This window comes from Halorubellus amylolyticus, assembly GCF_034808145.1.
Lineage (GTDB): Archaea > Halobacteriota > Halobacteria > Halobacteriales > Natrialbaceae > Halorubellus.
In genome coordinates this window covers 83188-108457 of the sequence record NZ_JAXHGM010000007.1, presented here as the reverse complement: position 1 = coordinate 108457, position 25270 = coordinate 83188, and the positions used below count along the sequence as shown (strand labels likewise).

General features: G+C 70.3%; 26 protein-coding genes. 14 read left to right on the top strand and 12 right to left on the bottom strand.

Features of this window, described 5'->3' with window-relative positions; translation table 11 throughout:
* Window positions 1-2: 2 nt before the first annotated feature.
* The 3 genes from SM754_RS15460 to SM754_RS15450 form a co-directional block, all read right to left on the bottom strand.
* Entirely contained in the window at window positions 3-755 is a 753-nt protein-coding gene (locus tag SM754_RS15460) for a metallophosphoesterase (RefSeq protein ID WP_323677223.1), read from the bottom strand.
* Between the two features lie 80 nt (window positions 756-835).
* Window positions 836-2608, bottom strand: coding sequence for a hypothetical protein (locus SM754_RS15455; protein WP_323677143.1), 1773 nt, complete (start codon window positions 2606-2608; stop codon window positions 836-838).
* Window positions 2605-3882 carry a Single-stranded DNA binding protein gene (locus tag SM754_RS15450; protein WP_323677142.1) on the bottom strand — a complete coding sequence of 426 codons (1278 nt, stop codon included), beginning with the start codon at window positions 3880-3882 and terminating at the stop codon, window positions 2605-2607. The genes SM754_RS15455 and SM754_RS15450 overlap by 4 nt, the downstream gene beginning before the upstream one ends.
* 100 nt (window positions 3883-3982) lie before the next feature.
* Between SM754_RS15450 and SM754_RS15445 the strand changes: the two genes are divergently transcribed.
* Together SM754_RS15445 and SM754_RS15440 are read left to right on the top strand one after the other, a co-directional pair.
* Entirely contained in the window at window positions 3983-4420 is a 438-nt protein-coding gene (locus tag SM754_RS15445; protein ID WP_323677141.1) for a DUF3592 domain-containing protein, read from the top strand.
* A gap of 76 nt (window positions 4421-4496) precedes the next feature.
* Window positions 4497-5189 carry a 2,5-diamino-6-(ribosylamino)-4(3H)-pyrimidinone 5'-phosphate reductase gene (locus tag SM754_RS15440; RefSeq protein WP_323677140.1) on the top strand — a complete coding sequence of 231 codons (693 nt, stop codon included), beginning with the start codon at window positions 4497-4499 and terminating at the stop codon, window positions 5187-5189.
* 43 nt (window positions 5190-5232) lie between these two features.
* On the opposite strand, the gene SM754_RS15435 is transcribed toward SM754_RS15440, so the two are convergent.
* The 4 genes from SM754_RS15435 to SM754_RS15415 form a co-directional block, all read right to left on the bottom strand.
* Entirely contained in the window at window positions 5233-5523 is a 291-nt protein-coding gene (locus SM754_RS15435; RefSeq protein WP_323677139.1) for a DUF7545 family protein, read from the bottom strand.
* A 45-nt stretch (window positions 5524-5568) separates the two neighbouring features.
* A complete protein-coding gene (gene grxC / locus SM754_RS15430) occupies window positions 5569-6963 on the bottom strand; it encodes a glutaredoxin 3 (protein WP_501993800.1) in 1395 nt (464 codons plus the stop codon).
* 97 nt (window positions 6964-7060) lie between these two features.
* A complete protein-coding gene (locus tag SM754_RS15420) occupies window positions 7061-8056 on the bottom strand; it encodes a hypothetical protein (RefSeq protein ID WP_323677138.1) in 996 nt (331 codons plus the stop codon).
* Window positions 8002-9453, bottom strand: coding sequence for a TIGR00341 family protein (locus SM754_RS15415; RefSeq protein ID WP_323677137.1), 1452 nt, complete (start codon window positions 9451-9453; stop codon window positions 8002-8004). The genes SM754_RS15420 and SM754_RS15415 overlap by 55 nt, the downstream gene beginning before the upstream one ends.
* Window positions 9454-9632: 179 nt before the next feature.
* On the opposite strand from SM754_RS15415, the gene SM754_RS15410 reads away from it, so the two are divergent.
* A complete protein-coding gene (locus tag SM754_RS15410) occupies window positions 9633-9917 on the top strand; it encodes a DUF357 domain-containing protein (protein WP_323677136.1) in 285 nt (94 codons plus the stop codon).
* A 9-nt stretch (window positions 9918-9926) separates the two neighbouring features.
* Here the strand turns inward: SM754_RS15410 and SM754_RS15405 are convergent, their stop codons facing one another.
* The gene (locus tag SM754_RS15405; RefSeq protein WP_323677135.1) at window positions 9927-11534 is read right to left on the bottom strand and encodes a glycoside hydrolase 5 family protein; all 1608 of its coding nucleotides are present in this window, start codon (window positions 11532-11534) and stop codon (window positions 9927-9929) included.
* Window positions 11535-11827: 293 nt separating this feature from the next.
* On the opposite strand from SM754_RS15405, the gene SM754_RS15400 reads away from it, so the two are divergent.
* Window positions 11828-12298 (top strand): CBS domain-containing protein, encoded by a 471-nt coding sequence (locus SM754_RS15400; protein WP_323677134.1) that lies wholly within the window; start codon window positions 11828-11830, stop codon window positions 12296-12298.
* Window positions 12299-12346: 48 nt separating this feature from the next.
* Here the strand turns inward: SM754_RS15400 and SM754_RS15395 are convergent, their stop codons facing one another.
* Window positions 12347-13630, bottom strand: coding sequence for a M20 family metallopeptidase (locus SM754_RS15395; RefSeq protein ID WP_323677133.1), 1284 nt, complete (start codon window positions 13628-13630; stop codon window positions 12347-12349).
* Between the two features lie 2 nt (window positions 13631-13632).
* Entirely contained in the window at window positions 13633-14793 is a 1161-nt protein-coding gene (locus SM754_RS15390) for a trans-sulfuration enzyme family protein (protein WP_323677132.1), read from the bottom strand.
* A 199-nt stretch (window positions 14794-14992) separates the two neighbouring features.
* Here SM754_RS15390 and SM754_RS15385 point away from each other — a divergent pair, with 199 nt between their 5' ends.
* The 6 genes from SM754_RS15385 to SM754_RS15360 all read left to right on the top strand — a co-directional run bounded on the left by SM754_RS15385 (window position 14993) and on the right by SM754_RS15360 (window position 20001).
* Complete coding sequence (locus SM754_RS15385; RefSeq protein ID WP_323677131.1) at window positions 14993-15271, top strand: ArsR/SmtB family transcription factor; 279 nt, start codon at window positions 14993-14995, stop codon at window positions 15269-15271.
* Window positions 15268-15402: a hypothetical protein gene (locus SM754_RS15380; protein ID WP_323677130.1), complete on the top strand. Its 135-nt coding sequence runs from the start codon at window positions 15268-15270 to the stop codon at window positions 15400-15402. The genes SM754_RS15385 and SM754_RS15380 overlap by 4 nt, the downstream gene beginning before the upstream one ends.
* Window positions 15399-15707 (top strand): DUF8036 family membrane protein, encoded by a 309-nt coding sequence (locus SM754_RS15375; protein WP_323677129.1) that lies wholly within the window; start codon window positions 15399-15401, stop codon window positions 15705-15707. The genes SM754_RS15380 and SM754_RS15375 overlap by 4 nt, the downstream gene beginning before the upstream one ends.
* Window positions 15708-16053: 346 nt before the next feature.
* The gene (locus SM754_RS15370) at window positions 16054-18459 is read left to right on the top strand and encodes a DUF7282 domain-containing protein (protein ID WP_323677128.1); all 2406 of its coding nucleotides are present in this window, start codon (window positions 16054-16056) and stop codon (window positions 18457-18459) included.
* A 275-nt stretch (window positions 18460-18734) separates the two neighbouring features.
* Window positions 18735-19739, top strand: a complete 1005-nt coding sequence (locus SM754_RS15365; protein ID WP_323677127.1) for a transcription initiation factor IIB — start codon at window positions 18735-18737, stop codon at window positions 19737-19739.
* An 82-nt stretch (window positions 19740-19821) separates the two neighbouring features.
* Window positions 19822-20001 (top strand): DUF7836 family putative zinc-binding protein, encoded by a 180-nt coding sequence (locus SM754_RS15360; RefSeq protein WP_323677126.1) that lies wholly within the window; start codon window positions 19822-19824, stop codon window positions 19999-20001.
* A gap of 37 nt (window positions 20002-20038) precedes the next feature.
* Here SM754_RS15360 and SM754_RS15355 read toward each other — a convergent pair whose 3' ends face one another.
* The gene (locus tag SM754_RS15355) at window positions 20039-20443 is read right to left on the bottom strand and encodes a translation initiation factor IF-2 subunit beta (protein ID WP_323677125.1); all 405 of its coding nucleotides are present in this window, start codon (window positions 20441-20443) and stop codon (window positions 20039-20041) included.
* A gap of 370 nt (window positions 20444-20813) precedes the next feature.
* Between SM754_RS15355 and SM754_RS15350 the strand changes: the two genes are divergently transcribed.
* A complete protein-coding gene (locus SM754_RS15350; RefSeq protein WP_227134316.1) occupies window positions 20814-21053 on the top strand; it encodes a UPF0058 family protein in 240 nt (79 codons plus the stop codon).
* Between the two features lie 283 nt (window positions 21054-21336).
* Here the strand turns inward: SM754_RS15350 and SM754_RS15345 are convergent, their stop codons facing one another.
* Window positions 21337-21867 (bottom strand): DUF555 domain-containing protein, encoded by a 531-nt coding sequence (locus tag SM754_RS15345; RefSeq protein WP_323677124.1) that lies wholly within the window; start codon window positions 21865-21867, stop codon window positions 21337-21339.
* A gap of 156 nt (window positions 21868-22023) precedes the next feature.
* Here SM754_RS15345 and SM754_RS15340 point away from each other — a divergent pair, with 156 nt between their 5' ends.
* The 3 genes from SM754_RS15340 to SM754_RS15330 all read left to right on the top strand — a co-directional run bounded on the left by SM754_RS15340 (window position 22024) and on the right by SM754_RS15330 (window position 25262).
* Complete coding sequence (locus tag SM754_RS15340; RefSeq protein WP_323677123.1) at window positions 22024-22923, top strand: DNA-3-methyladenine glycosylase family protein; 900 nt, start codon at window positions 22024-22026, stop codon at window positions 22921-22923.
* A gap of 155 nt (window positions 22924-23078) precedes the next feature.
* Window positions 23079-24176: a DMT family transporter gene (locus tag SM754_RS15335; protein WP_501993799.1), complete on the top strand. Its 1098-nt coding sequence runs from the start codon at window positions 23079-23081 to the stop codon at window positions 24174-24176.
* 78 nt (window positions 24177-24254) lie between these two features.
* Entirely contained in the window at window positions 24255-25262 is a 1008-nt protein-coding gene (locus SM754_RS15330; protein ID WP_323677122.1) for an LLM class flavin-dependent oxidoreductase, read from the top strand.
* The last annotated feature ends 8 nt before the right edge of the window (window positions 25263-25270 follow it).

The following is a 25270-nucleotide window of genomic DNA, read 5'->3' as shown; positions in this document are numbered from 1 at the left end:
GGTCAGATGTGGTCGTAGCGACCGAGGCGGGTCCCGTCGAGGAGGTACGCCTGGCCGTCGCGGAGGGCGTCGGGGAGGAACGGCGAGAGGAACCCGCGGCCGTCGACGTTCGTCCACGTGCCGCCGGCGCGGTCATTGAACGCGGGGAAGACGACGAGGTCGCCGGCCGCGGTGGCGTCGGGGAGCTCGTCGGCCTCGTACCGGTCGGTGAACGCCGCCGGGTCGAGGCCCCCGCGGAGCCAGACGCGTTCGACGCGACGGCCGCCGACCTCGTCGGTGAGGCGGACCTGCGGGTGCTCGTGGCCGACGCAGACGACGTCGGCGCGGAGGACGTCGGGCGCTGGCCACGTGTGACCGTGCGCGAACCCGACGTCGCCGATTCGGACGCCGGTAGCATCGGTGACGTCGACCGCCGCCCACTCGCCGAGGTCGCCGTCGTGATTCCCCTTCACGACCGTCACCGGAACGCCGATGGACTCGACGAGCACCTCGATCTCGCCGCGTTCGGCGCCACCGGGACCGCCGATGGAGTGCATGAGGTCGCCGACGACGACGAGTTCCGTCGCCGCGGTGTCGGCGACGAGCGCCTGCAGGCGCTCGCGTCGCTCGTCGGCGTTCGAGTCGAGGTTCACGCCGCGCTCGTCGCGGAGCGCGGACTCGATGCCGGCGTGGACGTCCGCGACGGCGAGCACGCGCCTGCCGTCGGCGTCGACGACCGCCGCCGGTTCACCGGGGACCGGCTCGACCGCGGTCACCGGCGGGGTCGCCGGCGAGTCCGTCCGCGTGGTGTCGGTCTGCTGCTCCGCGTCGCCGTCCGCGTCGCGCCCCATCGCCGTCAGATGGGCTTCAGGACGTCGTCGTCGGGCTCGTAGCACTGTCCGCCCATCAGCGCGTCCTGGATGGCGTCCTCGACGGCATCGGCGTCGGCGCCGGTCTCGTCGGCGACGCGGTCGAGGAGTGCGCCGCGGTCGACGCCGTCGCCGTCGTCCATGTCGCGCATCGCGTCCATCACGAACGCGTCCACGTCGACGTCCTCGACGGGCTCGTCGTCCGCCGTGGGCTCGCTGTCGTCCGCAGCCGCACCGTCGTCGACCTCGTCCGCGTCGTCGCTCGCGTCCGCCTCCGTCGTCTCGACCGCGTCCGAATCCGCGTCGGCGTCACCGGCGACCGCCTCCGGGTCCGGCGCGTCGAGGTCGCTCTCCTCGGGCTCCGGGACGTCGTTCCCCGAGGCGAACTCCGTCCCGTACTCGTCCTCGATCTCCTGGCGCTCCTCCTCGTCGAACTCGTACATCTGGTCGCTCGTCGCCTCGGAGTCGCCACCGAGCGACCCCGGCTCGAAGTCGCCGACGCTCTCGTCGCCAGCCTCATCGCCGGTCACGTCGTCGCCGCCCGCCGCGTCGTCACCGCCAGTTGCGTCTTCGTCGCCAGCGTCGGCGGCCTCGTCAACCGCGTCGTCGTCGCCAGCGTCAGCGGCCGCGTCCTCGTGGTCACCGTCGTCGTCGCTCGCGTCGTCCACGGCGGCCGTGGCCGTCCCGGACTCCTCGTCGCCCGTTCCGGCGTCTCCGCTCGGTTCGGCGTCGGCGGTCGTATCCGTGGTCGCGTCGGCCGCGACCTCTCCGGTGGTGTCCCCGTCGTCGGCCGGCTCAGTGTCGGTGGCTGTCTCGGTTTCGGTAGCCGTCTCGGTGTCAGCGGCCGTGTCGGCGTCGGTGTCGGCGTCCTCGGCGGCGGTGTCCGTCGTGGCGTCCGCGTCGACGGCCTCGCCGGCGCTCGGCGCGTCCGTCTCGTCGGTCGGTTCGGGTGCAGCGTCCTCACCAGTTGGCGTGGCGGTCTCGGCGGCAGCCGGCTGGTCGGGGCGCGCACTCGCCGCGGCCCCGTCGTCGACGAGTTCACCGGCGAGGTCGGCGTACGAGTGCGTGCCGTCGCCCGCGTCGCTCGGCGACCGGTCGTACGCGTCGACCTCGTCGCGGTCTCCCGCGACCACCTCGGCCGCGTCCACCGCGAGTTCGCGGACGCCGGCGAGGTACGCGGGCGTCGTCCCGTAGTGCTCGAGCGCGAGCGAGACGCCCGACGCCGTCGGCGCCGGTACTCCCTGTGACTCGAGCATCTCCCGGAGGTCCTCGCCGGTAGCGTCGTGGCCCGCGGCCGCCGCGAGCGTCCCGACGCGCTTGACGGTGTGCTCGGCGGTCCGGACCACCCAGCGGTCGCGGGTCTCCGCGTCGACCGTGTTGATGCTCTCCGGCCGGATGCTCGTGAACACGCGGTCCGAGTCGTCCGGCGAGAACGTCCGCGCCTTCCCCGTCACCGCGACGAACGCCGGCGGGTCCAACCGCTCCAGAGCCGCCATCTCGTCGGGCTGGTACTGGCCCGCGTAGACGACGAACGCGCCCGTCGGGTCGACGATGCGCGCCCGCAGCACGTCGTCGTTCACGTCCTCGATCTCCGTGAGGACGCCGACGACGAACAGGCGGTTCGCACGCGCTCCGGTGGGCGTCACGACGTAGTTCGGCGCGCGCTCCTCCTCTCCCTCCTGGTAGTCGACGGTCGCGTCGTCGAACTCCGCGGCGAACACGCGATACGCGGTCTCGCGGTTCCCGGGAAGCTCCGTCATGCGTCCACCTCCGCGAGGAACGCCCGCGCACGCTCCGCCGGGTCGTCCTCAACGCGCTCGAACGTGCTCGCGTCCAGGTTCCCACCGTACTCGTCGACGGACAGATGTCCGCGAACGCGGAACTCCGGCCCGACGATCTCCTCGCGGATGCTGTCCGCGACGACCTCCTGGTCCATCGCCTCCCGCGCCTGGTCCTTCGCCTCCTCCAGGGTCCCGCCGTACACGCGCTCGCTCAGCTCTCGGTCGAGGACCACCGTCGTCGTCGCCGTCCCGTCGTCGAGGATCGCCTTCACGCGCATGTCGTCCTCCGCGTCGACCTCGCCGTGACTCCGGCACTGGCCGTTCTGCGCGACGCGGTTGCACTCGGGGCAGCGCTGGATGAGCCCGGAGCCGTCCCGGACCTCGATGAGGTTCCCCGTCACCTCGACGTCGTACACGCCGCCGCCGACGACCGCATCGAAGATGCGCTCGGCCGCGACCGCGTCACCGACCTCGATGTCGCGGTCGAGCTCGGTGACCGTCGAGAACTCGCTGACGTTCAGCTCCGGGACGCCGCGGTACTCGCGGACGTACGCGTTCTCGATGCGGACGCTCCCACCGTTCTCGATGGCGGGCGTCGCCGTCCAGTCCGTGAACGGCAGCCGGCCGGTCTCGTCCGCGAGCACGCCACTGAGGATGTCCGTCTCGCCGTCGCGGCCGTCGATGGTGCGGCGCTCGACCTCCTCGATGGTGACCTCGACGTTCCGCCCGCGGTCGCCCGGCGACAGGTCACGGACCGTGCGGTCCCCACCGACGTCGTAGGGCACCTCGAGCGCGTCCTCGAGCTTGCTGACGCTCGTGGACTCGCCGAGGTTCAGTTCCGGCTCGCCGTCCCACTCGCGGACGCCCGCGTTCCCGACCTGGAGCGTGTCACCGGTCTCCAGCCCGAAGTCGTTCCACGCGGTGAAGTCGATGGTGCCCGTGGCGTCCGCGAACTCGCCCTCGAAGATGGTCTGGTCCTCGCCCTGATAGCGGATGGACCGTCGCCCGATCATCAGGACGCGCCCAGTGAGCGTGACGTTCCCGCTCTCGGTCGTCACGTCCGCGACGTCCATCGTCGTCGGCGACGAGCTCCCGCCGCCGCTCGAGCCGTCGCCGTACTTCCGGCGGAGGCTCTGCACGGCTTCGTCCATCGGCACGCTGTACGACACCAGGTTCTCGAGGTCCTCTTTGACCTCCTGTTTGTCGACACCGAGGTCGGAGGCGAGCTCCTCGGCGCGGTCGTCGAGACTCATGAACGCGCCTTCGCCCTCCTGCGTTAAAAAGAGTTCGTGGGGGCGCGTGAGACCGTCAGGAACCCGAACGACTTTGAAACGGCCGGTCGACGCACCAGTCATGGTCTCTGTCGGTCTCCTCGTCGCGACAGTCGGCGTGATACTCCTGGTCGTGACGGCCTCGATTTGGTCGCGGGAGCTCAGGGAGACCGGCGAGGACGTCCGGGCGACGGTCGTCGACGCCGAGGTCGTCGATTCGGGTGCGATGAACGCCGACCACGCCGTCGCCGTCGAGTACGAGTACCGGTACGACGGCCGTCCGTACGAGGGGCTCGACGTGATTCACCCGAACTCGCTCGACGAGGACGGACCCGGCGAGCCGGGAGTCCCCAGCGAGTACCGCGAGGGCGCGTCCGTCGCGGTCTCGGTCCCACCGAACCACCCGGAGTCGGGGGAGCTACCGGACCCGGGCTTCCAGGCGATGTACCGCTTCCTCGTGCCCGCCCTCGCGGTGACCGGCGCGCTGTTCCTCCTCGCCGGCGGCGTCCTCGCGCTCTGAAACGGGGGCCGCGGAAGTGCGGGCCGCTACTCATGGCACCGAAACCCTCCTACGGGGCGCTCCCGAACTCGGGCGTATGCACGTGGTGGTGAACGCGGCGACGAGCGTGGACGGGAAGCTCTCCAGTCGAGAGCGTCGGCAGGTCGCCATCTCCGGGCGCGAGGACTTCGACCGCGTGGACGCGGTCCGCGCGGACAGCGGCGCCGTGATGGTCGGCGTCGGCACCGTCCTCGCGGACGACCCGAGTCTCACGGTCAAGGCCGAGGACCGCGTCGCCGCCCGCGAAGCCGACGGGGACGCCGCGCAGCCGGCGCGCGTCGTCGTGGATTCGCGCGCTCGAACGCCACCGGACGCGGCGGTCGTGGACGACCGCGCGGAGACGTACGTCCTCGCGACCGACGCCGCACCCGGTGACCGATGCGCGCGCCTGACGACCGACACCACCGAGGTCGTCGTCGTGGACGCCGACGAGGACGGCCGCGTCGACCTCCCCGGCGGCCTCGCCGCCCTCGAATCCCGAGGCGTCGACTCGGTGATGGCCGAGGGTGGCGGGGAGCTCGTCTTCTCGCTGTTCGACGCCGGCCTCGTCGACGAACTCACGGTCTACGTCGGCTCGTTGGTCGTCGGCGGCCGGGACGCGCCGACGCTCGCCGACGGCGACGGCTTCACCGACCCCGAGTTCGTCGACCTCGCGCTCCGGGACGTCTCCCGCGTCGACGACGGCGTGCTCCTCGCGTACGACGTCGCGGACGCCCGGAAGGACGCCTAGAGCGGTCGCTCGCGGTCGCTGAAAGGTCGAGAAGGGAGCGCGTTCAGTGCTGGTGGCCGGTCGCCTCGCCGAACGTCACGCCGAAGCGCTCCTCGAAGAGCGCCATCGTCTCCTGCTCGATGGCGTCGAGCTCCGGATTGTCGCCCTCGCCGTGGTGGACGAGGTGGTGCGCGCGGGACGCGAACGAGAGGAGCGTGATGTCGCCGACGACCTCCGCCGGGGACTGGCCCTGCTCGGCGAGCACGTCCACGAGGCCCGCGGGGAGCTCGACCGCGTCCGCGTCGCCGTCTGTATCGATACTGACCGTGATAGTCTCGACGTCGTCGTCTGCCATACAACCCGAGAAGAGTGCCGGCGTGAAAAACCCCGCGCGTTGGTATCAGTCGTCGGCCTGCGCGGACGCGTCGCCCTCGGTGGTCGCCTTCCGGCGCGCACGCTCGAGGTCCTCGAGGAACTCGTCGCTGTCGAGCGCCGCCTTCACGCCCATCCCCGCCGCGGTCGCCGCCTGCTGGTAATGGTGGTCGACGACGTCGCCAGCGCCGTAGATGCCGGGGACGCCCGTCTCCGTCTGCCCGCCACCGCTGCCGCCCTCGGTGAGGAGGTACCCCTCGGCGTCCGTCTCAACGCCCGTCCCTTCGAGGTACTCGGTGTTCGGCGTGTGGCCGATGGCGTAGAACACCGCGCCGACGTCCATCTCGTACTCCTCGACGGAGCCGTCGCCCGCGTCGAGCTTCTCCGTCGGGTGGCCGTCGGGGTGGGAGACGAGCGTCACCTCGTCGACGCCGTCGGCCTGACTCCCGTGGATCTCGGTGAGTTCGGTGTTCCACAGCACCTCTATCTCGCCCTCGTCGACCTTGTCCATCACGCGGTCGATCCAGACGTCCTCCGCGCGGAACTCGTCGCGGCGATGCGCGATGTACACCTTGTTCGCGAACTTCGTGAGGAAGTTCGCCTCCTCCATCGCGGCGTCCCCGCCGCCGACGACGAGCATGTCCTCGCCGCGGAAGAACGCGCCGTCGCAGGTCGCGCACGTCGACAGCCCGTACCCCATCAGGTCGTCCTCGCCGGGGACGCCGAGCGTCCGCGCGGACGCACCGCTCGCGGCGATGACGGCGTCGGCCGTGTAACAGTCGCCGTTCGACATGACGACCCGGTGGGGCGTCCCGTTCTCGGGGTCGCCAGCGACGACGTCGTCGATGATGCCGTTCTTCGTCTCGGCACCGAACTTCTTCGCCTGCTCTTTCATGTTGTTGATGAGCTCCGGCCCACCGATGCCCTCCGGGAATCCCGGGTAGTTCTCGACGTCCGTCGTGAGCGTGAGCTGGCCACCGGGTTCGTCGCCCTCGATGACGAGCGGGTCGTTGTTCGACCGCGCCGCGTAGATAGCCGCGCTCAGGCCCGCGATTCCGGTGCCGGCGATGACCATCGTCCGGTGCTCGACGATCTCGTCGCCACCGTCCGCGCTCACGGCCTCGCCGTTCGCGTTCTCCGAGGCGCACGGCGCCTCAGCGATTCCCAGCTTCTCGTCGAGCTTCCCCTCCTGGTCGAGCGCGCTCGTGTCGTCCCATCCGCCGATGAGCTCGTCGTCGATGAACACCTCGGGCGCGGTCTTCCGGCCGTTCGCTCGCTCGACCATCTCCTCGAACTTCTCGTCGTCGCCGGTGACGTTGATCTCCTCGTACTCGACGCCCTTCTCGTCGAGCAGCGCCTTCGCTTTCTCGCAGTAGCTGCAGTTCTCCTTCGTGTAGACCTCCACGCGAGGCGAGTCTGTCATGTATCGCCCAATACTCGCCGAACTACTTTACCGGTTGTGCTATCCTGTACGGCTCACGCACCCCCGCCAACGCCTCGCACGCCGTCCCGCGAGCCGGTCACGGCAGGCCGCTCGCGAGCAGGTAGCGGACGCCCGCGGCGACGAGCGCGCTCCCGCTCAGGACGAGGGCGGGGAAGGCGACGACTGGGTCCTCGCGGGTCCGCCACGCGGCCCACGCGACGGGCGCGAGGAGGCCGACGCCGAGCGCGACGTCCGGGAGCCGGTAGACGGCGCTCGCGACGTCGGGCAGGAGGTACATCGAGAACGTCCCGGCGACGACGGGCCCCCCGACTGCGAGCGCCGCGGCGCTCGCGAGGTCCTCGCGCGCCACCCAACTCGTCAGCGCGAGCCCGACCAGCCCGAACGCGGTCGTCGCGGCGAGCAGCTCGAACGCGGACGGCCACGCGGGACGCTCGCCGAAGCAATCGTTCCCGTCGACGCCCTCGTGCGTGACGCCCGTGTACTGCCAGTTCGACGTGTACGCGAGCACCGTCCCGTCCCGCGCGAGGACGTAGTTCCGGGCCACGTCGGACTCGGACGCAGTGGCCTCGGCGTCGACCGTGTCACCGTACCCCTCGACCTCCCAGTCGATGGCATCCGCGGGGGCGCTATCGACGCCGGGGTCGCCGCCCTCGCGCACCGCCCGCGCCGGGTTTACGTCTCCTGTAAACTCGCCGGTGCGGTCGTACCGGTACGCGCGGTCGTCGTTCGTGACGACCCAGAACCCGCCGCCCTCGGGCTTCGAGGGTGTCAGCGACACCGGGTGGACGGCGTCGTCGTCCGCGGTCGCGTTCGCGGGCAGTTCGAGCTCGTGACGCGCGAGCCGCCGCCAGTCGGCCCCGTACCGCGCGACGACGAGCGGCTCGCCGTCGCGGTACTCGCCGCCCTGGAGGACGAGCCACTGGCCCGCATCGGTGCGGTCGAGGTCCGCGCCCTGCGGACCGCCGCAGCCGTAGCCGAGGTGTCCCGGCGCCGAGAGCGGGACCGCGGCGACGAGACTCACGACGGCGAGCCCGGCGAGGAGGAGGGTGAGTCGCGGGTTCGGGGGACGCATACACGACGCCCGTTACTCGCCGCCCGCGTAAGCCTTGTCCCGAGACGCCGCGAGCGGAGGCGGGCGCCCGGTGAACGTTCCGGGCGGTCCCGCTCGACCACCCGACCTCGCGGGGCGACGGCCGAGCGCTCGGTCTCGACCTGCTCGACGTACTCGACGGTGACCGCGACCGGACCCGCGACGCTGTCGGCGACCGCTCGCCGTATCGCGTCCGCGAGCGCCGGATACGGGACGTCCGCGGGGCGACTGACGACGACCGTCACCGGCTGCTCGCCCGTGAGTTCGGTCGCGGGCGAGAACCCGACGCGGACCGAGACGAGCCCGAGCGGTTCGTAGGGCTCGCGGTCGAGGACCTCGCCGACCGCGTCGTTCACCGCGTTCTCCACGGTCGCGTGCCGCGCCGTCGCCCCGCCGAGCACCGCGAACGCGACGACGAGGACGACGAGGACCGCGGGCACCACCGGGTCGCTCGCGAGGAGGTCGCGAGCACCGCCCTCCGGCCGGTACCCGAGGAACGCGAACGTCCCGAGCGCGGCGAGGTTGATCGCGACCGCGTTCGCCGCGAGGAGCACGAACGCGCCGACCGCGACCAGCGGGAACCCCCACGCGACCCCGATGCCGGTCGCCGCGGCCGCCGGGATGAGCGCGGCCGCGATCATGACGCCCACGAGGGACACCGGGACCGCGGTCGCGAGCCCGAACGCGCCCGCGGCGCCAGCGCAGAGCCCGACCGCGATGGAGAGGAACCCCGGCGATATCCGCGACGCGATCTGCGTGACGGTGTCGACGTTCAGCGACGGCGGGACGAACGCCGCGGTCTTCAGGCCGAGGCCGAACGCGGTCGCCGCACAGATCGCGAGCGCGAGCCCGAGCACCTGCGAGCGCAGTCCCGCGAGGAGCAGTCGTCGGTCGCCGACCGCGGCGCCGACGCTCGCCGCCATCGCCGACCCGACCTGGGGCGCGATGACCATCGACCCGACGACGATGGCGGGCGAGTCCAGCAGCAGGCCGGCGGTCGCGACGACCGCCGACAGGAGCGTCATCGCGTAGTACGTCCGCGCGTTCGGCGTCATCCCGACCGCCTTCGACCGGATCTCCTCGGTCGCGATGGCGTCCCCCTCCTCCTGCTCGGCGACGAACCGTCGTTCGAGGTCGTCGTAGTGCGTCGTCGCGACCGTCTCCGCGCCGAGCACGACGACGTACTCGTCGTCGACGCCGGCGTCCCGCAGTTCGTCGAGGACGAAGTCGACGCCCTCGGCTGGGATGGGGAACTCGACGAGCGACCGGTCGGCGGCCTCGTTCTGGGCGAGCACGAGGTGGTCGACGCCCTCGTCGTCGAGGCGGTCGCGCACGGTCGACAGCCGGTCGTCTGGGACGAGCACGCGGACGACGCGCATACCGCGTCCGTCGACACCACGCGACAAATGTCCGGGAGATTCCGAGCGTACGCGGCAACCAACCGGTAACCAGAGCGTCCGCGGCCACCACCCCGGAACCGCTCTCAGCCCGTGGCAGCGGCCGGGGTCCGGTGCGTCGAGACGACGCGCTTACGTCCCGCGCGGGCGACGGACGCGGTATGCCCGCGGACCTCGACGAGAAGACCGACCGCTACCACGACCTGCTCGCCGAAGCACTCGACGAGGTCGAGGTGTGTGCCCCGGCGGACACGCCGATGGGCGAGGCCGCCCTGGAGTGCCTGGAGATGGCGACGTCGTACCTCGACGACGGCGAGCACTTCCGCGCGAACGACGACCCGGTGAACGCGCTCGCCGCGTTCTCCTACGGTCACGCGTGGCTCGACGCCGGCGCGCGCGTCGGCCTGTTCGACGTCCCACGCGAGGGCCACCTGTTCACGCAGTAGCGCGGTCGCTCAGGCACCGTCTTCGGGTCGCGCGCCCGGACACTCGCTCGTCGAGTGCTCTCGAACCCACCGGCTGTGCGAGCGCAGCAACTCGGCGGTCCGCTCATCCTCCTCGGGGAGGATGGAGTACGCGCCGCGCGTGCCCTCCTTGACCGCGGCGACGTCGGGCGTACTGATCTCGTGGACGAACGCCGCGTTCACGCTCTCCTCGGCGAAGACCTCGTACCACGTCTCGAGGTGCTCGTTCCGGGCGTCGAGCGACCCGCCTTCGTCCGGGTCGACCTGCCAGTTGAACTCGCCGATGTAGACGGGCTTGTCGAGGGTGTCGTGGACGCTCGTGACGAAGTCCCGGAGCAGTCGGTCGTCCTCGATGTCGTACGTCTTCGGGTAGAAGTGGACGCTCGCGGCGTCGATCACGTCGGGGTCGTGGTCCCTGATGACGGTCGTCTCGCGAGTGATGCCGTCCTTGTACGACTCCTTGTCGTTCGGGTCCGCGCCCCACTGGTTCCCGCGGATGCCAGTCGACAGGAGGTGCTCGTCGTCGAGGTCCTTCACGAACGCACCCATCTCCCGGATCCAGTCGAGCGGGTACTTCTTCGGCCACCGGCAGTTCAGTTCGTTCCCGAGCTCCCAGAGCATGATGGTCGGGTCCTCGCGGTACTCGAGTCCCGTGAGCGGGTTCGTTCGCGTGAGCACGTGCTCGACGTACCCTTTGTAGAGGTCGCGACAGCGCTCGTGCTCGTAGAAGTCGTTGTGCTCGGTGGCGCCGTCCACCCACTCGACGTACTGCGGGACGCTGTCCGGGCCGGGCGCGTTCCCGACGAGCGGGACGACCAGCCGGATGCCGTGGCGCTTGGCGGCGGCGACCACGCGGTCGAGGCGCTCGAAGAACCGCTCGTTGTACTCGCTGGGGGCGGGCTGGGCGGCTTCGGCGCTCCAGGCGGGTGCGAACCCGAACACGCGCATCACGTTCATCCCGAGGTCGTCGGCGAGCGCGAACACGCGGTCGATGCGCTCGCGCGGTATCTGCGTGGCCATCACCTGCTGGTCGTTCGCCCCGTTGCAGTACAGCGTGCCGTCGCCGCACGTGAACGTCGTGCCGTCGACGCCGACGAACGACCCGGGGTACGTCTCGACCGCGAGGGACGTGCGCTCGGTCGCGAACGGGTCGCTCTCGCCGTCCCCGTAGGCGGCGACGGCGACGTCGTGGTCGCCGCGGACGCCGACCCGGACGGTGACTGTCCGGGAGAGTTCCTCGCCGCCGTCGACGGTCACGCCGGCGCTGTGGACCCTCTCGCCGTCGACGGTCACGACCGCGTGTCCCTCGAAGGCGTCACCGCCGGCGTTGGCGACCGCGTACTCCAGGTCGACCGGCTGGAACTGGCCGACGCGGTCCGCGGCGAGCGACGCGCTCGCCAGTTCGGGCGCGGCGGGTTCGCTCGTCGCGGTGTCCGTGACGGTCCGGGTGGTGGTGGCGGCGGTCGCGGTGGTCGACGCCGTGACCGCGCTCGTCGCCGCGGTGTCGGCGTCCTCGGACTGACTGCACCCCGCGAGCGCGACCGCGCCGGTGCTCCCGAGCGCCGCGAGCAATCGGCGGCGCGTCCGCTCCCGCGTCATCGCCATCCTCGACGACGCCGTCGGGGTCCGTGGACCGGACCGGCATCGTCGCCACCTCCGTTGGGCTTCCCCGTGCGCTCCCCCAGAGCGCGAACTTCGTGCGGATACACGAGCGGTGGTAGCGACGAAGTCCGTAAGGAACTGACGGCCACCCGCCGCCATCACGCCAGTGCCTCGCTCGCGCGCGGCGACTGCCCGCGTCCGCTCGGTTCCAGTGGCCCGACGAACCCGTTCTAGGTCCTTAGTGACGATTGTACGGCATCCCTAAGTGCTGTAAGTCATTGTCTCGCACGATGATAGACGTGCCAGTGGTCCAGGCGATGGACGAACGCGCGCCCGTCGTCGGGTCGCACCGACCGATACCCGAGGCGGCCGAGTTGCTCCGCGATTCCGCCGTCCCGGCGCTCGTCGTCCGCGACGGGAGCGACGTCGTCACGGGCATCGTCACCGAAGCGGACGTGGTCGCCGCCGTCGCCGAGGGAGCCGCCACACACACCGTGGCGTCGTGCATGTCCACCCCGGTCGTGACGGTCACGCCGAGCACGCCGGTCGGGCTCGCCGCCGACCGGATGCGCAAGGCCGGCATCTCGCTGCTCGCCGTCGTCGACGACGGCGAGTACCTCGGGCTCGCGACGCGCGAGACGCTCGCGCCGCACGTCGCCCGTCACCGACTCGACGTCACTTGGGACGCCGAGCCGCTGCGCGTCGACCGCGACCAGCCGGACGCATCGCGGGACGACCAGGAGACGGCGGACACGGCCTGACCGCGCTCGGGACGCGACCGCCGCCTCGCCCGCGAGTACGCAGTCGAGTCAGTCGTCGAGTGCGCCGTCGAGGGCGCGTTCGACGACGGCTTCGAGGACGCCGCGGGCGTCCCGGACCTCTTCGAGCGGGACGCGCTCGTCGACGGTGTGCGCCTGCGAGAGGCTGCCGGGCCCCCAGACGACCGCCGGGATTCCGGCGGCGGCGAACTCGCGCGCGTCCGTCGCGGCGGTCATCCCCCACGGCTCGCCGGGTGCGCGGTCACCGGTCTCGTCGCGGACGAGTTCCGCGAGCGGATGGTCGGCGGGGATGCTCGCGGACTCGTAGTACTGGACGGTCTCGCGGCCGGCGTCGACGTCGGCCTCGCGCGCCGCGGCGTCGAGGAGCGCGTCCACCTCCGCGTCCACGTCCTCGATGGACTCGCCGGGGAGCACCCTGCGGTCCAGCAGGAACGTCAAGCGGCCGGGAATCACGCCCATGTTCCCGTCGGTGCCGGCCTCGACGCTCGTCACGCTCGCGTACCCGCGACCGACGAGGTCGTCCTCGCGCTCGCGCAGCTCGGCGTCGTACGCGTCGACGCGGTCGAAGAGCGCTCGCGCGGCGTCGATGGCGTTCGCGCCCTCGTCCGGGTGACTGGCGTGCGTCGACTCGCCGCGGACGGTGACGCGGTACGTGACGACGCCCTTCGCGCTCGTCGCCACCCGCAGGTCCGTGGGTTCGAGCACGACCGCGCAGTCGCCGCCGTACCCCGCCTCGATGCACGCCCGCGTCCCCGGAATCCCTGTCTCCTCGCCCGCGGCAGCGTGCACGACGAGCGCGCCCTCGGCCGCGTCCGAACCGGCGCCGTCGCCGGCGTCGACTCGCTCCGCGAACGCGTTCGCCGTGACGAGTGCCAGCGAGAGCCCCGCCTTCATGTCCGCGCTCCCGCGACCGTACAGGACCTCGCGCTCGCCGCCGTCCCCGTCGGCCGCCGTCGCGACCACGCCCTCGTAGGGGTCGTGCGTCCACGCGTCGGCATTGCCCGCCGGGACCACGTCCGTGTGGCCGTTCAGGACCACGGTGGTCGACGCCGTCTCCACGTCCCCGACCGCGACGACCGCGTTCGGGCGCTCGGGGTACCCGGGCGTGTCGAGGCGTTCCGCGTCAAGGCCGTGCGCTCGCGCCCACCCGACGACGTACGCCGCGACCGCTCGCTCCTCGCCCGGCGGGTTCTCGCTCGGGACCCGGACGAGTTCGCGCGCGAGCGCCGCGACGTCGTCGGGATAGGCCGCGCCAGCGTCGGCGTCACCGCCCGCGTCGGGGTCACCGTCGGCTCCTCGGTTCGGGTCGGGCATCGCTACTCGAACGCCGCCGCGATGGCGCGCTCCACGTCCGCGACGAGGTCGTCAGCGTGCTCCGTGCCGACGCTCAACCGGACGAGCGTCTCCGGGATGCCCGCCGCCGCCAGCTCCGCCGCCGAGAGGTCCTGGTGGGTCATCGTCGCCGGCACCTCCACGAGGCTCTCGACGCCGCCGAGGCTCTCCGCGAGCGTGACGACCTCCAGGCCCGCGGCGAACTCCGTGACGGTGTCGACGTCGCCGTCGAGCTCGAACGCGACCATCGCACCGTAGTCGTCCATCTGGCGCGCCGCGACGTCGTGGTTCTCGTGGGATTCCAGGCCCGGATAGTACACCTCGGTGACGTGCTCGTTCGCGACGAGCGCGTCCACGACCGCTCGCGCGTTCGCGCAGTGGCGGTCCATCCGCGAGCTCAGGGTCTTCATCCCCCTGAGGACGAGGAAGCACTCGAACGGACTCGGAATCCCGCCACGCCGGTACTGGACGTACTCGACCTCGTCCGCGAGGTCGTCGTCGTTCGTCGCGACCGCGCCCGCGATGGCGTCGGAGTGCCCGCACTGGTACTTCGTGAGCGACTCGACGACGAGGTCGGCGCCGAGTTCGAGCGGCCGCTGGAGGTACGGCGACGCGAACGTGTTGTCGATCGCGAGCAGGGCGTCGTGCTCGTGCGCGACGTCGGCCGCGGCCGCGATGTCACCGACGTTCAGCATCGGGTTCGTCGGCGATTCGAAGTACACGAGCGCCGTCTCCGGCCGCATCGCGTCCGCGATAGCGTCCACGTCCGTCACCGGGGCGTTCGTCATCTCGACGCCGTACTCCGCGTAGACGTCGGTGAGGAGGTCGTGGGTCTCCGCGTACAGGTTCTCCGCGGCGACGACGTGATCGCCCGCGGACAGCGTCGCCGTGAACACGGCGTCGATGGCGGCCATCCCGGACGCGAACGCGCTCGCGTGCTCGCCGCCCTCGAAGGCCGCGAACGACTCCTCCAGCGCCGTCCGCGTCGGCACCGCGTCCCGCGAGTACCGGAACCCGGCCTTGGTCTCCGTCGGCGACGCGTACTCGTACGTCGAGTTCGCGTATATCGGTGGCATGAGCGCCCCGAACGGGTCCCGGCGCTCGTGGGAGTGTACCTCGCGCGTCTCGAAGCGATGGTCGTCCATGCACGCACCTCTCGCGACGACCGCAAATAGGTATCGCCGGTACCGGAGACGCGTCCAGGGCCATCCCCGGGTGCGGTCTGGCGCGCGACGCCCCACCCGACCCGGTCGGGGTCGACCCGCGGTCGCGTCGTTGACGGATCCGGCCGGAATCGCCCGCCGTCGTTAGAGTCATGAGGGGGGAGCGAGTCGAGTCGTACGAATGGAGGGCGTCCTGTGGTACGTGCTGACGGGCACGCGAGGCGGTGAGAACCGCATCCGTCTGCTCGACGCCATCGACGAACGACCACGGAACGCCAATCAGCTCGCGGAGGCACTGGACCTGGACTACAAGACCGTCAGGCACCACCTCGACGTGCTCGTCGACAACGACGTCGTCAAGAAATCCGGCGACGACTACGGCGCCGTCTACCTGCCGACCGAGCAGGCGCGGGACCACTGGCACGTCGTCGAGGAGGTCGCCGCGGAGGTGGAGGCATGACAGGGAACACGACACGTCGCGACGCCGCCATCGAGCGTGCTCGCGGCTCGAAACCGCTGAAGGGGGAAGAGACTGTGGCCGAAATTGGGAAAGAGTATATCCACGGCAGCACGGTACGGTGGTGTAGATGAGTATCTGGGTGACCGTCGCACAGGCTGCGGCGGGCGTGAACGTGGTGCTACTGCTGGCCTTGACGTACGTGTGGGGCCGGAACTACGCGAAGTTCCGCTCGAAGCACACGCTGGGGCTCCTCGTGTTCGCGCTGCTGTTGCTGGCGGAGAACGTCGGCGTGGTGTACTACTACATCCTCGACCCGCAGCTCTCTGCCTGGTGGGCGTCGAGTGCGGTGCCGAACATCGTCTGGCAGTGGCAGATGGCGATTCACGTCGTCGAAGCGGTCGCACTCGGCTTCCTCGCGTGGACGGCCTGGGACTGAACGCTCCTCGACCGTCGCCCACGCACCCTGCGGTTCCCTTCCTCCCACGTCCGCCGGCCTCCTCGCCGCTCTTACGTCACCGGCCCTGACTCCGTCGCTCCTGCTTCGCCAGCCCTGTCCTCGTCGACCCTGGCTCCCCGGCCTGGGTTCCGCCGGTTCTGGTTCTCTCGACGCCGCGGTCCGAACGCTGCTTTAAGTACTGCGTTCGAGCGGGGGGGGTCGTGCTCGCGGTTGCGGTGATTCGCGCCTGGATTCGCCTGACGGGGGTGTTTTGGGGGGAGAATTGGGTGAGAGGCGGGCCGTAGTTCGGAATATCCTCTTTAAGTAGGTCGTGGTTGGACCGTGTATGCGGTCACGCATCACCGTGTTGTTGGTCGTCTGCATGTTCGCGATCTCCGGGGTCGCGACGGCGACGGCTGTCGGCACGCAGACTGTAGACGCGACGAACGAAACGGCAGCACAAACGCAGGCGATGGTCGAGTTCTCCGGCGGAACGTCCGGTGGGACGACAGTCACCGTCGACCGGGTGACGCTCGACGAGGGCGGGTTCGTCACCATCCACGACTCGACGCTCGGGGACGGCGACGTCCTCGGGAGCGTCCGCGGCACCAGCGAGTACCTCGAGGCGGGCACGCACGAGAACGTCACCGTGACGCTCGACGAGCCCCTCGGCGAGGACGACACGCTGTTCGCGATGGCGCACCGGGACACGAACGGCGACCGCGCGTACACGTTCGTCTCGTCGAACGGCGAGGTCGACGGGCCGTACACGATGGACGGCGATATCGTGATGACGTCGGCGAACGTCACGGTCTCCGCGACCGTGTCCGCGACGGACGTCCCGACGAACGGCGGCGTCATCGTCGTCGACCGCGTCGAACTCTCGCAGGGCGGGTTCGTGACCATCCACGACGCCTCCGTCACCGACGGTGCGGTGTTCGAGAGCATCCGTGGCACGAGCGACTACCTCGAGGCCGGCGTACACGAGAACGTCCGCATCACGCTCCAGAGCGCCGTGACGCGGAACGCGACGCTCGTTCCGATGGCGCACATGGACACCGACGACGATCAGGAGTACGACTTCGCGACGAGCGAGGGGAGCGACGACGGCCCGTACGCGGACGCCGCGGGGAGCGCGGTCGTCGACACGATGAGCGTCGTGCAGTCGAACACGGCCGACGCGACGCTCGCGAACCAGACGAGCGGCGGTGAGCGCGTCGTCGTCGAGGACGTCTTCGTGCCCCAGGGCGGGTTCGTGACGATTCACGACGCCTCGCTGCTCGACGGCGCGGTGTTCGACAGCGTCCGCGGCACGAGCGCGAAGCTCGCGCCCGGCTACCACGCGCAGGTCGAGGTCGTCCTCGACGACGGCGTCGAGAACGAGTCCGCGCTCGTCGCGATGCCGCACAAGGACACGGACCGCGACGACACGTACGACTTCCTGACGACGAACGGGAGCCAGGACGGACCGTACACGCAGGACGGGAGCGCGGTCGTCGACGTCGGCACGGTGTCGGTGAGCGCGAGCGTGTCGATGGACGACCAGACGAGCGACGGCCAGACCGTGACGGTGACCGACGTCGACCTCAGCGAGGGCGGGTTCGTGACGGTCCACGACAGCTCGCTGTTCGCGGGCGAGACGTTCGGGAGCGTCGTCGGCACGAGCGCGTACCTCGAGGCCGGTCACCACGAGGCGGTGACGGTCACGCTCGACGAGCCAGTCCGGTCGACGGCGACGCTCGTCCCGATGGCGCACAAGGACACCGACGGCGACGAGACGTACGACTTCACGACGAGCGACGGCGCCGACGACGGGCCCTACGTCGCGAACGGCGGGGCGGTCGTCGACACCGCTCGTGTGAGCGTACAGGCGGTCGTGACCGCGAGCAACCAGACGAACGACGGCTCGATGGTCACCATCGACTCGGTGACGCTCCACGACGGCGGGTACGTCACCGTCCACGACGGCACGCTGCTCGACGGTGCGGTGTTCGACAGCGTCCGCGGCACGAGCGAGTACCTCGGGCCGGGCACGCACGAGAACGTGACCGTCATGCTGGACTCGCCGCTGTCGGCGAACGCCACGGTCGTCCCGATGGCGCATCAGGAGACCGACGGCGACGAGACGTACGACTTCCTCACGAGCGAGGGCGCCAGCGACGGTCCGTACGTCGCAGCGGGTGGTGCGGTCGTGACGACAGCGCAGGTGACGGTCACGCCGGCGGCGACCGTCTCGTTCAGCGCGCAGGAGACCGACGGCCAGACGGTGGTCGTCGACTCCGTGACGATGAACAAGGGCGGGTTCGTGACGATCCACGACGCGACGCTCCAGGACGGCGCGGTGTTCGAGAGCGTCCGCGGAACCTCGACGTACCTCGAGGCGGGGACGCACGAGGACGTCGAGATAACCCTCGACTCCCCGGTCGAGGCGGACACGACCCTCATCGCGATGCCGCACCAGGACACCGACGGTGACGAGTCGTACGACTTCGTCTCCAGCGAGGGCGCGGACGACGCGCCCTACGTCGCCGACGGCGGCGCGGTCGTCGCCGCGGGCGACGTGACGTTCACCGGCGAGGCGATGACGACGATGGACGAGGGGACGACGATGATGGGCGAAGAGACGACGATGATGGACGATGAGACGAGCGGGATGGACGACGAGAGCGGGTCGGGCGGGTCGCCCGGCTTCGGGGTCGCCGTCGCCGTCCTCGCGCTGCTCGGGGCCGCGTTCCTAGCACGGCGCCGGTAACGCGACGACCGACACCTCCGGGAGGCGAACGGTTCGCGCGACGGGTCGCGCGGCCCGCCGCCGATGCGGGCTGGAGGCCGACGCCCGCGGCGACCGAAGCGGACTTGAACGTTCCGCGTTTCTCCGACGGATTCAAGTACGTAACGAGCGACCCTATATAAACTAGGACAAAGGTTTATATGCTTGTCGCACTTACTATGGGTGAGGAACAGTCCTGCTGGGCTCGTCTTTCTTCTCGCCCCGCAGCCGACCGCACCCGAAGAGGAACCCAACACATGAGCGACACAACCACAACCGACGTCGAACAGCACGCGACCACACGACCCGAACGAACGGACGCGGAGACGGCCACGGAGACCACGAGCGAGCAGGTCGACGAACGCCACTGCCCCGAGTGTGGCGGCCCCGTCGCCGTCATCGAATCGCGCGGCGAACGCGTCTGCGAGGACTGCGGGCTCGTCGTCGAGGAGGACGCCGTCGACCGCGGCCCCGAGTGGCGCGCCTTCGACGCCAGCGAACGCGACCAGAAGTCCCGCGTCGGCGCCCCCACCACGAAGATGATGCACGACGACGGCCTCTCGACGAACATCGGCTGGCAGAACAAGGACGCCTACGGCCGCCAGCTCAGCGCCAGCCAACGCCAGAAGATGCAGCGGTTGCGCACGTGGAACGAGCGCTTCCGCACACGCGACTCGAAGGAACGCAACCTCAAGCAGGCCCTCGGCGAGATCGACCGCATGGCCAGCGCCCTCGGGCTGCCGAAGAACGTCCGGGAGACCGCGAGCGTCATCTATCGCCGCGCGCTCGCCGAGGACCTCCTCCCCGGTCGCAGCATCGAGGGCGTCGCCACCGCCGCGCTCTACGCCGCCGCCCGCCAGGCCGGCACCCCCCGCAGCCTCGACGAGATCGCGCTCGTCTCGCGCGTCGAAAAGATGGAGCTCACCCGCACGTACCGGTACGTCGTCCGCGAGCTCAACCTCGAGATACAGCCCGCCGACCCCGTCCAGTACGTCCCGCGGTTCGCGAGCGAGCTCGGCCTCAGCGACGAGGGCGAACGCCGCGCCCGGATGCTCCTGGAGAACGCGCGGTCGGCCGGCCTGCACTCCGGGAAGTCACCCGTCGGCCTCGCGGCAGCGGCCGTGTACGCCGCGAGCCTCCTGACCAACGAGAAGGTCACGCAGAGCCAGGTCGGCGACGTCGCGAACGTCAGCGAGGTCACCATCCGCAACCGCTACAAGGAGCTCCTCGAGGCGTCCGACGCCGGCGTCGCGATCGCCTGACCCCCGAATCGTGGGACGGCACCGCACGGTCCGACCCCCGCAGCGGCAATCTTTTTCACCCCCCGTGATGTTAGAGGGTGACATGGTCGAGACGTACGTGAGACTTCTCTGTCCCGAGTGCGGCAAGGACTGGGAGACCGCGCCAGCGGACCTCCCGGGAGCCGGCGACACGTTCCACTGCCCGAACTGTCACGCGAGTCGCCCCACCGCCGAGTTCATGCGGACCGACCACGACCTCTCGACGCTCAAGCAACTCGGCTGACCGCTCGTCGTCCAGTCGCAGAACGTAGCTGCTCCCGTCAGACGCCCGTCGAGGACTGCGCACCGCAGGCCTCGCAGCGGATGAGGAGCACGCCGTCCTCGCGCTCGAAGACCGTGTCCGGGAGTCCGCACTCCGAGCACAGCACGTACCCTTCGACGTAGTCCTCCAGTGCGTCCTCGATGCGGACCTCGCGGAAGTCGCCCTTGAGCCGAGCGCGCCCGCTCTCGTCGATGTGACCGCTCGTCCCCAGTTCGTTCTGGAGGAACTGCATCACGTGGTCCTCGTCGCGGTTCAGGCGGTCGACCGTCGCCTGGAAGTTCTCGTACACCGTGAGCTTGCCCTCCTGTCGAATCTCGGGGTCGGGCACGTCGAACCGATCACCGCCGGCCTCGATGTCCGGCGTCTCCTCCAGCGCGCGCTCGAGCTGGTCGTCGTAATCCATACTCCGAGTACGGACCGAGCACTCCAAAAAGCTTCATACTCGACCCCTCCGCCCACGCTCGCGCACCGTCTCGTCGGCGCCGACGCGGCCGACCGCGTCGACGGAAGCGACCGTGACTGGTCCACGTCGAGACCTGTTGGCTGCCGGTTGCGTTCGAGCCGAATCGGGACGTGGTACGTACGTGGTCGATGCTCGGGCAGCTGTGAGGTCCGGCGCGCGCGCGTCGAATACACTCCTCCGAACCCTAAATTCAACACCGTCGAGAACGCCACATGGCCGCTACCCCCGATAACCACGGGTCTCTAAGGGCAGTGTGTTAACGCGACACGGGATAATAATATAACCCTGGGGCCGATAGATGGTTTTGGTTATGAAGAAGCAGGAGCTCATCCACCTCCACGGCCTTCTCGCGGAGGTATCCGGACAGTACGACACATGGAGCGACGGCGACCTCGACCTCGAGGAATACGAGTCCCTCGGTATCCGACCAACCAGTATTCACAAATCCAAAACCGACCACAAGGCGGCGGTGTTTGCACTCGCAGGTGGCATCACTTCTGACATGGACGACGAGGCGGAGACGGAGACCGTCGCTCCGACCGCCGACTGAGACTTCAGTCGCGTTCTACCGTAACTCGCTCCCGAACAGCGCCGGGTCTCTCGACGCGCACCGGGACACTCTCTCCCTCTCCTCGACGCGCACCGAATCACTCCCTCCGCGACACGCCACCTGCTCGACCCGACCCACACGGGACCCTCACTGGCGGTCCTATCCAGCGGTCGCTCTCGGTGCTCGGGTTCGAACAGGAGTCACGCCGGTGTCGCGACGGTCAGCGGTTCCGTGGCGACTGTCAGTCTTTCCGTGGTGACGGTCGGTTCCGCCGGGTCGGTGGTCACTCGATGAGGTCTTCGAACTCCGGGAGGACGTCCTCGTCGTCCGCCGCGCTCCCCGCGTCCCCGCTCTCGTGTGCGGTCTCGACGTCGGGTTCGTCCGCGGTATCGGCCTCGTGCTCGACGACCTGCGACTCGTCGTCGCCGGTCACATCGTCGTCGGTTGCCTCCTCCTCCTCGGTCGCCTCGTCCTCGTCGTCGATGACCTCGATGGAGAGCACCTCCAGGGGGATGTTCTCCAGTTGCGTCCCGATCTCCTTCCGGGCGATGCGGGACGCGTGCTCCTCGCGCTCGACGTTGAACACCTTCATCTCCAGTTCCAGCGCGACGAGACTCTCGTCCGCGGCGATGAACGCGGGGTCGATGGACTCGTGGCAGTGCGGGCACGCCCGCTCGCCCATGTTTATCTCGACGTAGTTGAGGTCGGGGTTCAGCATCGCGCCGGTCTTCGAGATGGCGATGCGGACGGCCTCGTCCTCCGTCGACACGTCGTACACGGGCACCGCCGCTTCGACGACGACTCTGCAATCCATGCGTGCCCGTGGGTTTCGCTGCCATCGGTATCAAGGTTGGCGTTACCCGGGTGACCGCAGGACGGCGGCGGGACGGACGCGACGAGGGGTGGGCAAACGGGCGCGAGGAGTCCGGGACCGAAAGCCGGATACCCCGGCGGTCCCCGACGGACGGGTATGCACTCCGGGCGCTTCCCGCTCGCCGACATCGCGGGCGGGCTGGATCTCGCGGCGACACTCGAGAGCGGGCAGTCGTACCTCTGGCGGCGCGAAGACGGTGGCGCGTACGCGGGCGACGTGACGACCGACCGCGACCTCGACGAGGCGCCGTGGTACTACGCGGTCCCCGAGGGCGAGGTCGTTCGCGTCAGGAAGACCGACGACGCGCTCGTCTGGGAGTCCACGGAGGACGCCCACGAACGCCTCGTCGACCTCCTCAGGCTCGACGACGACCTCGACGAGATCTTCGCGGACGCCCCTGCGCTCGACCTCGTCGACGACGCTCGCGACGCGTTCCCCGGCCTCCGACTCGTCCGCGACCCGCCGTTCGGGTGCCTCGTCTCGTTCATCTGCTCGACGCAGATGCGCGTCGAACGCATCCACGAGATGGTGAGCAGCCTCGCTCGCGCGTACGGCGACACCGTCTCCTTCCGCGGAGAGACCTATCACGCGTTCCCGACGGCCGAGCAGCTCGCCGCGACCACCGAAGCGGCCCTCCGCGACCTCGGCCTCGGGTATCGCGCGCCGTACGTCCAGCGGACCGCGGAGATGGTCGCGGACGGCGACGCTCACCCCGAGGACGCCATTGGCCGGGATTACGAGGCCGCACGCGAGTACCTGACGCGGTTCGTCGGCGTCGGCGACAAGGTCGCGGACTGCGTGCTCCTGTTCTCGCTGGGCTACCTCGAAGCCATCCCGCTGGACACGTGGATGCAGACCGTCGTCGCCGACCACTACCCCGACTGCGACCGCGGGAACTACGCGGAGACGAGTCGCGCGCTCCGCGAGCGCTTCGGCGGCCGGTACGCGGGGTACGTGCAGACGTACGTCTTCCATCATCTCCGCACCGGCGAGTGACCGTGACCGTCTCGCTCCGGTCGTCGGCGTGACAGCGGGTCCTGGTTCGTGCCGAGACGCCCCACAGGACGTGCGGGCGCATCTCACGAAGCCCCTTTCGGGGTTCGTCTCCTACGAGTTGCTATGACTTCGATGCCGACGCGTGGAGGGTCGCGGTGAGCGGGTCGCTGCGCGGGTCGTTGGCCGCGACGAGCGGGTCACTGCGCGGGTCGTTGGCCGCGGTGCGCGCGGCAGTCCCGCCTCGCTACCGCGACGCCGCCCTGTTCGTCGTCCTCGCCGGACTGTTCGGCGGGTCGTTCGTCGCGATCAAGACCGGCCTGCGCGAACTTCCGCCGGTACTGTTCGCCGGGCTCCGGTTCGACCTCGCGGCGCTCGCGCTCCTCGGGTACGTCGCCGTCGCCCGCCCGCGGTCGACGTGGCTCCCGCGGACCCGCGAGGACGTGCTCGGGATCGCCGTCGCCGCGGTGTTCCTCGTCGTCCTGAACAACGGCCTGCTGTTCCTCGGCCAGGAGACGACGACGCCCGCGGCGGCGTCGGTGATGTACGGCCTGAACCCGGTGCTCGCGCCGGTGTTCGCGTGGTGGCTGCTCGGCGACCGGCTGTCGTGGCTGGGGACGCTCGGAATCGCGGTGGCGCTCGCCGGCGTGGTGCTCATCGTCCAGCCGTCGCCGTCGACGTTCGCGGACGAGAGCGCGGTCGGGCAGGTGCTCGTCCTCGGCGCGGCCGCCGCGGTCGCCCTCGGGAGCGTCGCCCTCCAGCGCGTCGGCACCACGATGGAGAGCGTGTCGCTGACCGCGTGGGCGATGGCGGTCGGCGCGGTCCTCCTGCACGCGCTCAGCGTCGGCGTCGGCGAAGCACCGGGGCAGGTCCTCGCCATCGGCGCCACGACCGCGTGGAGCGTCGTCCTCGTCGCCATCCCCTCGACCGCCGTCGCGTACGCCATCTACTTCGGGCTCATCGAACGCGTCGGCCCCGTCCGGACGAACCTCGTCGCGTACGTGGTTCCCGTGTTCGCGGCGGCGATGGGCTGGCTGCTCCTCGACGCGACCATCTCGTCGACGACCGTCGTCGGGTTCCTCGTCGTCGTCGCCGGGTTCGCGCTCGTCGAACGCGAGACGATACGCGCGGAACTCGGGCGCGTCCGTCGCCGTTCTCGCCCGTCCAGCGGCGGCGCGTCCACGGACGACGGCGAGTGTACGCTCGACGCGACCTCGGGACGTGGCGCCGGGAGCCCGGACGCCTGCGACGACTGACCGGACACCCGCGACGACCGACCGGTCGCCGCGGCCGCGTCACGAACAGTTTTCATACGTGCGGTGGAACGACGACGTATGGAACTGGGCACGGGTCTGTTCACCTGTCAGTCGCGGCCGGACGACGACCGCTCGATGAACGAGCTCTACGACGAGATGCTCACCGTCGCGAGCACCGCGGACGACGCGGGCCTGGACTCGGTGTGGGTGTCCGAGCACCACTTCATGGACGACGGCTACCTCTCGGGAACGATGCCGAGCCTCGGCGCGCTCGCCGCCGCGACCGACGACGTCGAGATCGGGACGTGCATCGCGCTCGCGCCGCTGTACGACGGCGTGCGGCTCGCGGAGGACGTCGCGACCGCGGACAACATCGCGGGCGACCGCGTGACCCTCGGGCTCGCCATCGGGTCGAACCCCGCTGAGTTCGACGCGTTCGGCGTCCCGCAGGAGGAGCGCGTCGAGCGCCTCGCGGACCAGGTGAACCTCCTGAAGGCGGCGTGGAGCGAGGGCTCGCTCGACTACGACGCGGAGTTCCACGACGTCGACCCGGACGTGAACGTGACGCCGAAGCCCGTCGGGGACGACGCCCCCATCATGCTCGGCGGTGGCGCGAAACCGGCGGTGCGTCGGGCCGCTCGGGAGGCGGACGCGTGGTGCGCGCCCTCGAAGCTCTCGATAGGCGGCCTGAAGAAGCGCGTCGACGACATCGCGAACGTCCGCGAGGAGGAGGGCATCGACGGCGAGTTCACGAACTACGTCATCAAGCACGGCTGGGTCGGCGACTCGAAGGAGGAGGCGTGGGAGACGATGAAGGACGGGTACTTCTACATCCAGCGGCGGTACGCGGAGATCTTCAGCGGCGAGCCCGTCGACGAGCTCGACGACGAGCGCAAGCAAGAGCTCAAGGAGCAGGCGATCTTCGGGACGCCGGAGCAGGTCGTCGACGAGCTCCAGACGTACCGCGACGCGCTCGGCGACGACACGCACTTCATCTTCCGCACGTATCACCCGGGCGTCGGCACCGACGAGATGGTCGAGTGCATCGAGCGCCTCGGCGACGAGGTCGCCCCCGAACTCCGGTAGGTTCTTGC

Bases quoted from the DNA above. Each gene is read 5' to 3' on its own strand.
- SM754_RS15355 (WP_323677125.1), bottom strand. From the start codon at position 20,443: ATGGATTACGACGACCAGCTCGAGCGCGCGCTGGAGGAGACGCCGGAC.
- SM754_RS15360 (WP_323677126.1), top strand. From the start codon at position 19,822: ATGGTCGAGACGTACGTGAGACTTCTCTGTCCCGAGTGCGGCAAGGAC.
- grxC (WP_501993800.1), bottom strand. From the start codon at position 6,963: ATGACAGACTCGCCTCGCGTGGAGGTCTACACGAAGGAGAACTGCAGC.
- SM754_RS15450 (WP_323677142.1), bottom strand. From the start codon at position 3,882: ATGAGTCTCGACGACCGCGCCGAGGAGCTCGCCTCCGACCTCGGTGTC.
- SM754_RS15370 (WP_323677128.1), top strand. From the start codon at position 16,054: ATGCGGTCACGCATCACCGTGTTGTTGGTCGTCTGCATGTTCGCGATC.
- SM754_RS15385 (WP_323677131.1), top strand. From the start codon at position 14,993: ATGGAGGGCGTCCTGTGGTACGTGCTGACGGGCACGCGAGGCGGTGAG.
- SM754_RS15420 (WP_323677138.1), bottom strand. From the start codon at position 8,056: ATGCGTCCCCCGAACCCGCGACTCACCCTCCTCCTCGCCGGGCTCGCC.
- SM754_RS15415 (WP_323677137.1), bottom strand. From the start codon at position 9,453: ATGCGCGTCGTCCGCGTGCTCGTCCCAGACGACCGGCTGTCGACCGTG.
- SM754_RS15440 (WP_323677140.1), top strand. From the start codon at position 4,497: ATGCACGTGGTGGTGAACGCGGCGACGAGCGTGGACGGGAAGCTCTCC.
- SM754_RS15345 (WP_323677124.1), bottom strand. From the start codon at position 21,867: ATGGATTGCAGAGTCGTCGTCGAAGCGGCGGTGCCCGTGTACGACGTG.
- SM754_RS15455 (WP_323677143.1), bottom strand. From the start codon at position 2,608: ATGACGGAGCTTCCCGGGAACCGCGAGACCGCGTATCGCGTGTTCGCC.
- SM754_RS15380 (WP_323677130.1), top strand. From the start codon at position 15,268: ATGACAGGGAACACGACACGTCGCGACGCCGCCATCGAGCGTGCTCGC.
- SM754_RS15340 (WP_323677123.1), top strand. From the start codon at position 22,024: ATGCACTCCGGGCGCTTCCCGCTCGCCGACATCGCGGGCGGGCTGGAT.
- SM754_RS15445 (WP_323677141.1), top strand. From the start codon at position 3,983: ATGGTCTCTGTCGGTCTCCTCGTCGCGACAGTCGGCGTGATACTCCTG.
- SM754_RS15365 (WP_323677127.1), top strand. From the start codon at position 18,735: ATGAGCGACACAACCACAACCGACGTCGAACAGCACGCGACCACACGA.
- SM754_RS15405 (WP_323677135.1), bottom strand. From the start codon at position 11,534: ATGACGCGGGAGCGGACGCGCCGCCGATTGCTCGCGGCGCTCGGGAGC.
- SM754_RS15435 (WP_323677139.1), bottom strand. From the start codon at position 5,523: ATGGCAGACGACGACGTCGAGACTATCACGGTCAGTATCGATACAGAC.
- SM754_RS15330 (WP_323677122.1), top strand. From the start codon at position 24,255: ATGGAACTGGGCACGGGTCTGTTCACCTGTCAGTCGCGGCCGGACGAC.
- SM754_RS15350 (WP_227134316.1), top strand. From the start codon at position 20,814: ATGAAGAAGCAGGAGCTCATCCACCTCCACGGCCTTCTCGCGGAGGTA.
- SM754_RS15390 (WP_323677132.1), bottom strand. From the start codon at position 14,793: ATGGACGACCATCGCTTCGAGACGCGCGAGGTACACTCCCACGAGCGC.
- SM754_RS15395 (WP_323677133.1), bottom strand. From the start codon at position 13,630: ATGCCCGACCCGAACCGAGGAGCCGACGGTGACCCCGACGCGGGCGGT.
- SM754_RS15400 (WP_323677134.1), top strand. From the start codon at position 11,828: ATGATAGACGTGCCAGTGGTCCAGGCGATGGACGAACGCGCGCCCGTC.
- SM754_RS15375 (WP_323677129.1), top strand. From the start codon at position 15,399: ATGAGTATCTGGGTGACCGTCGCACAGGCTGCGGCGGGCGTGAACGTG.
- SM754_RS15410 (WP_323677136.1), top strand. From the start codon at position 9,633: ATGCCCGCGGACCTCGACGAGAAGACCGACCGCTACCACGACCTGCTC.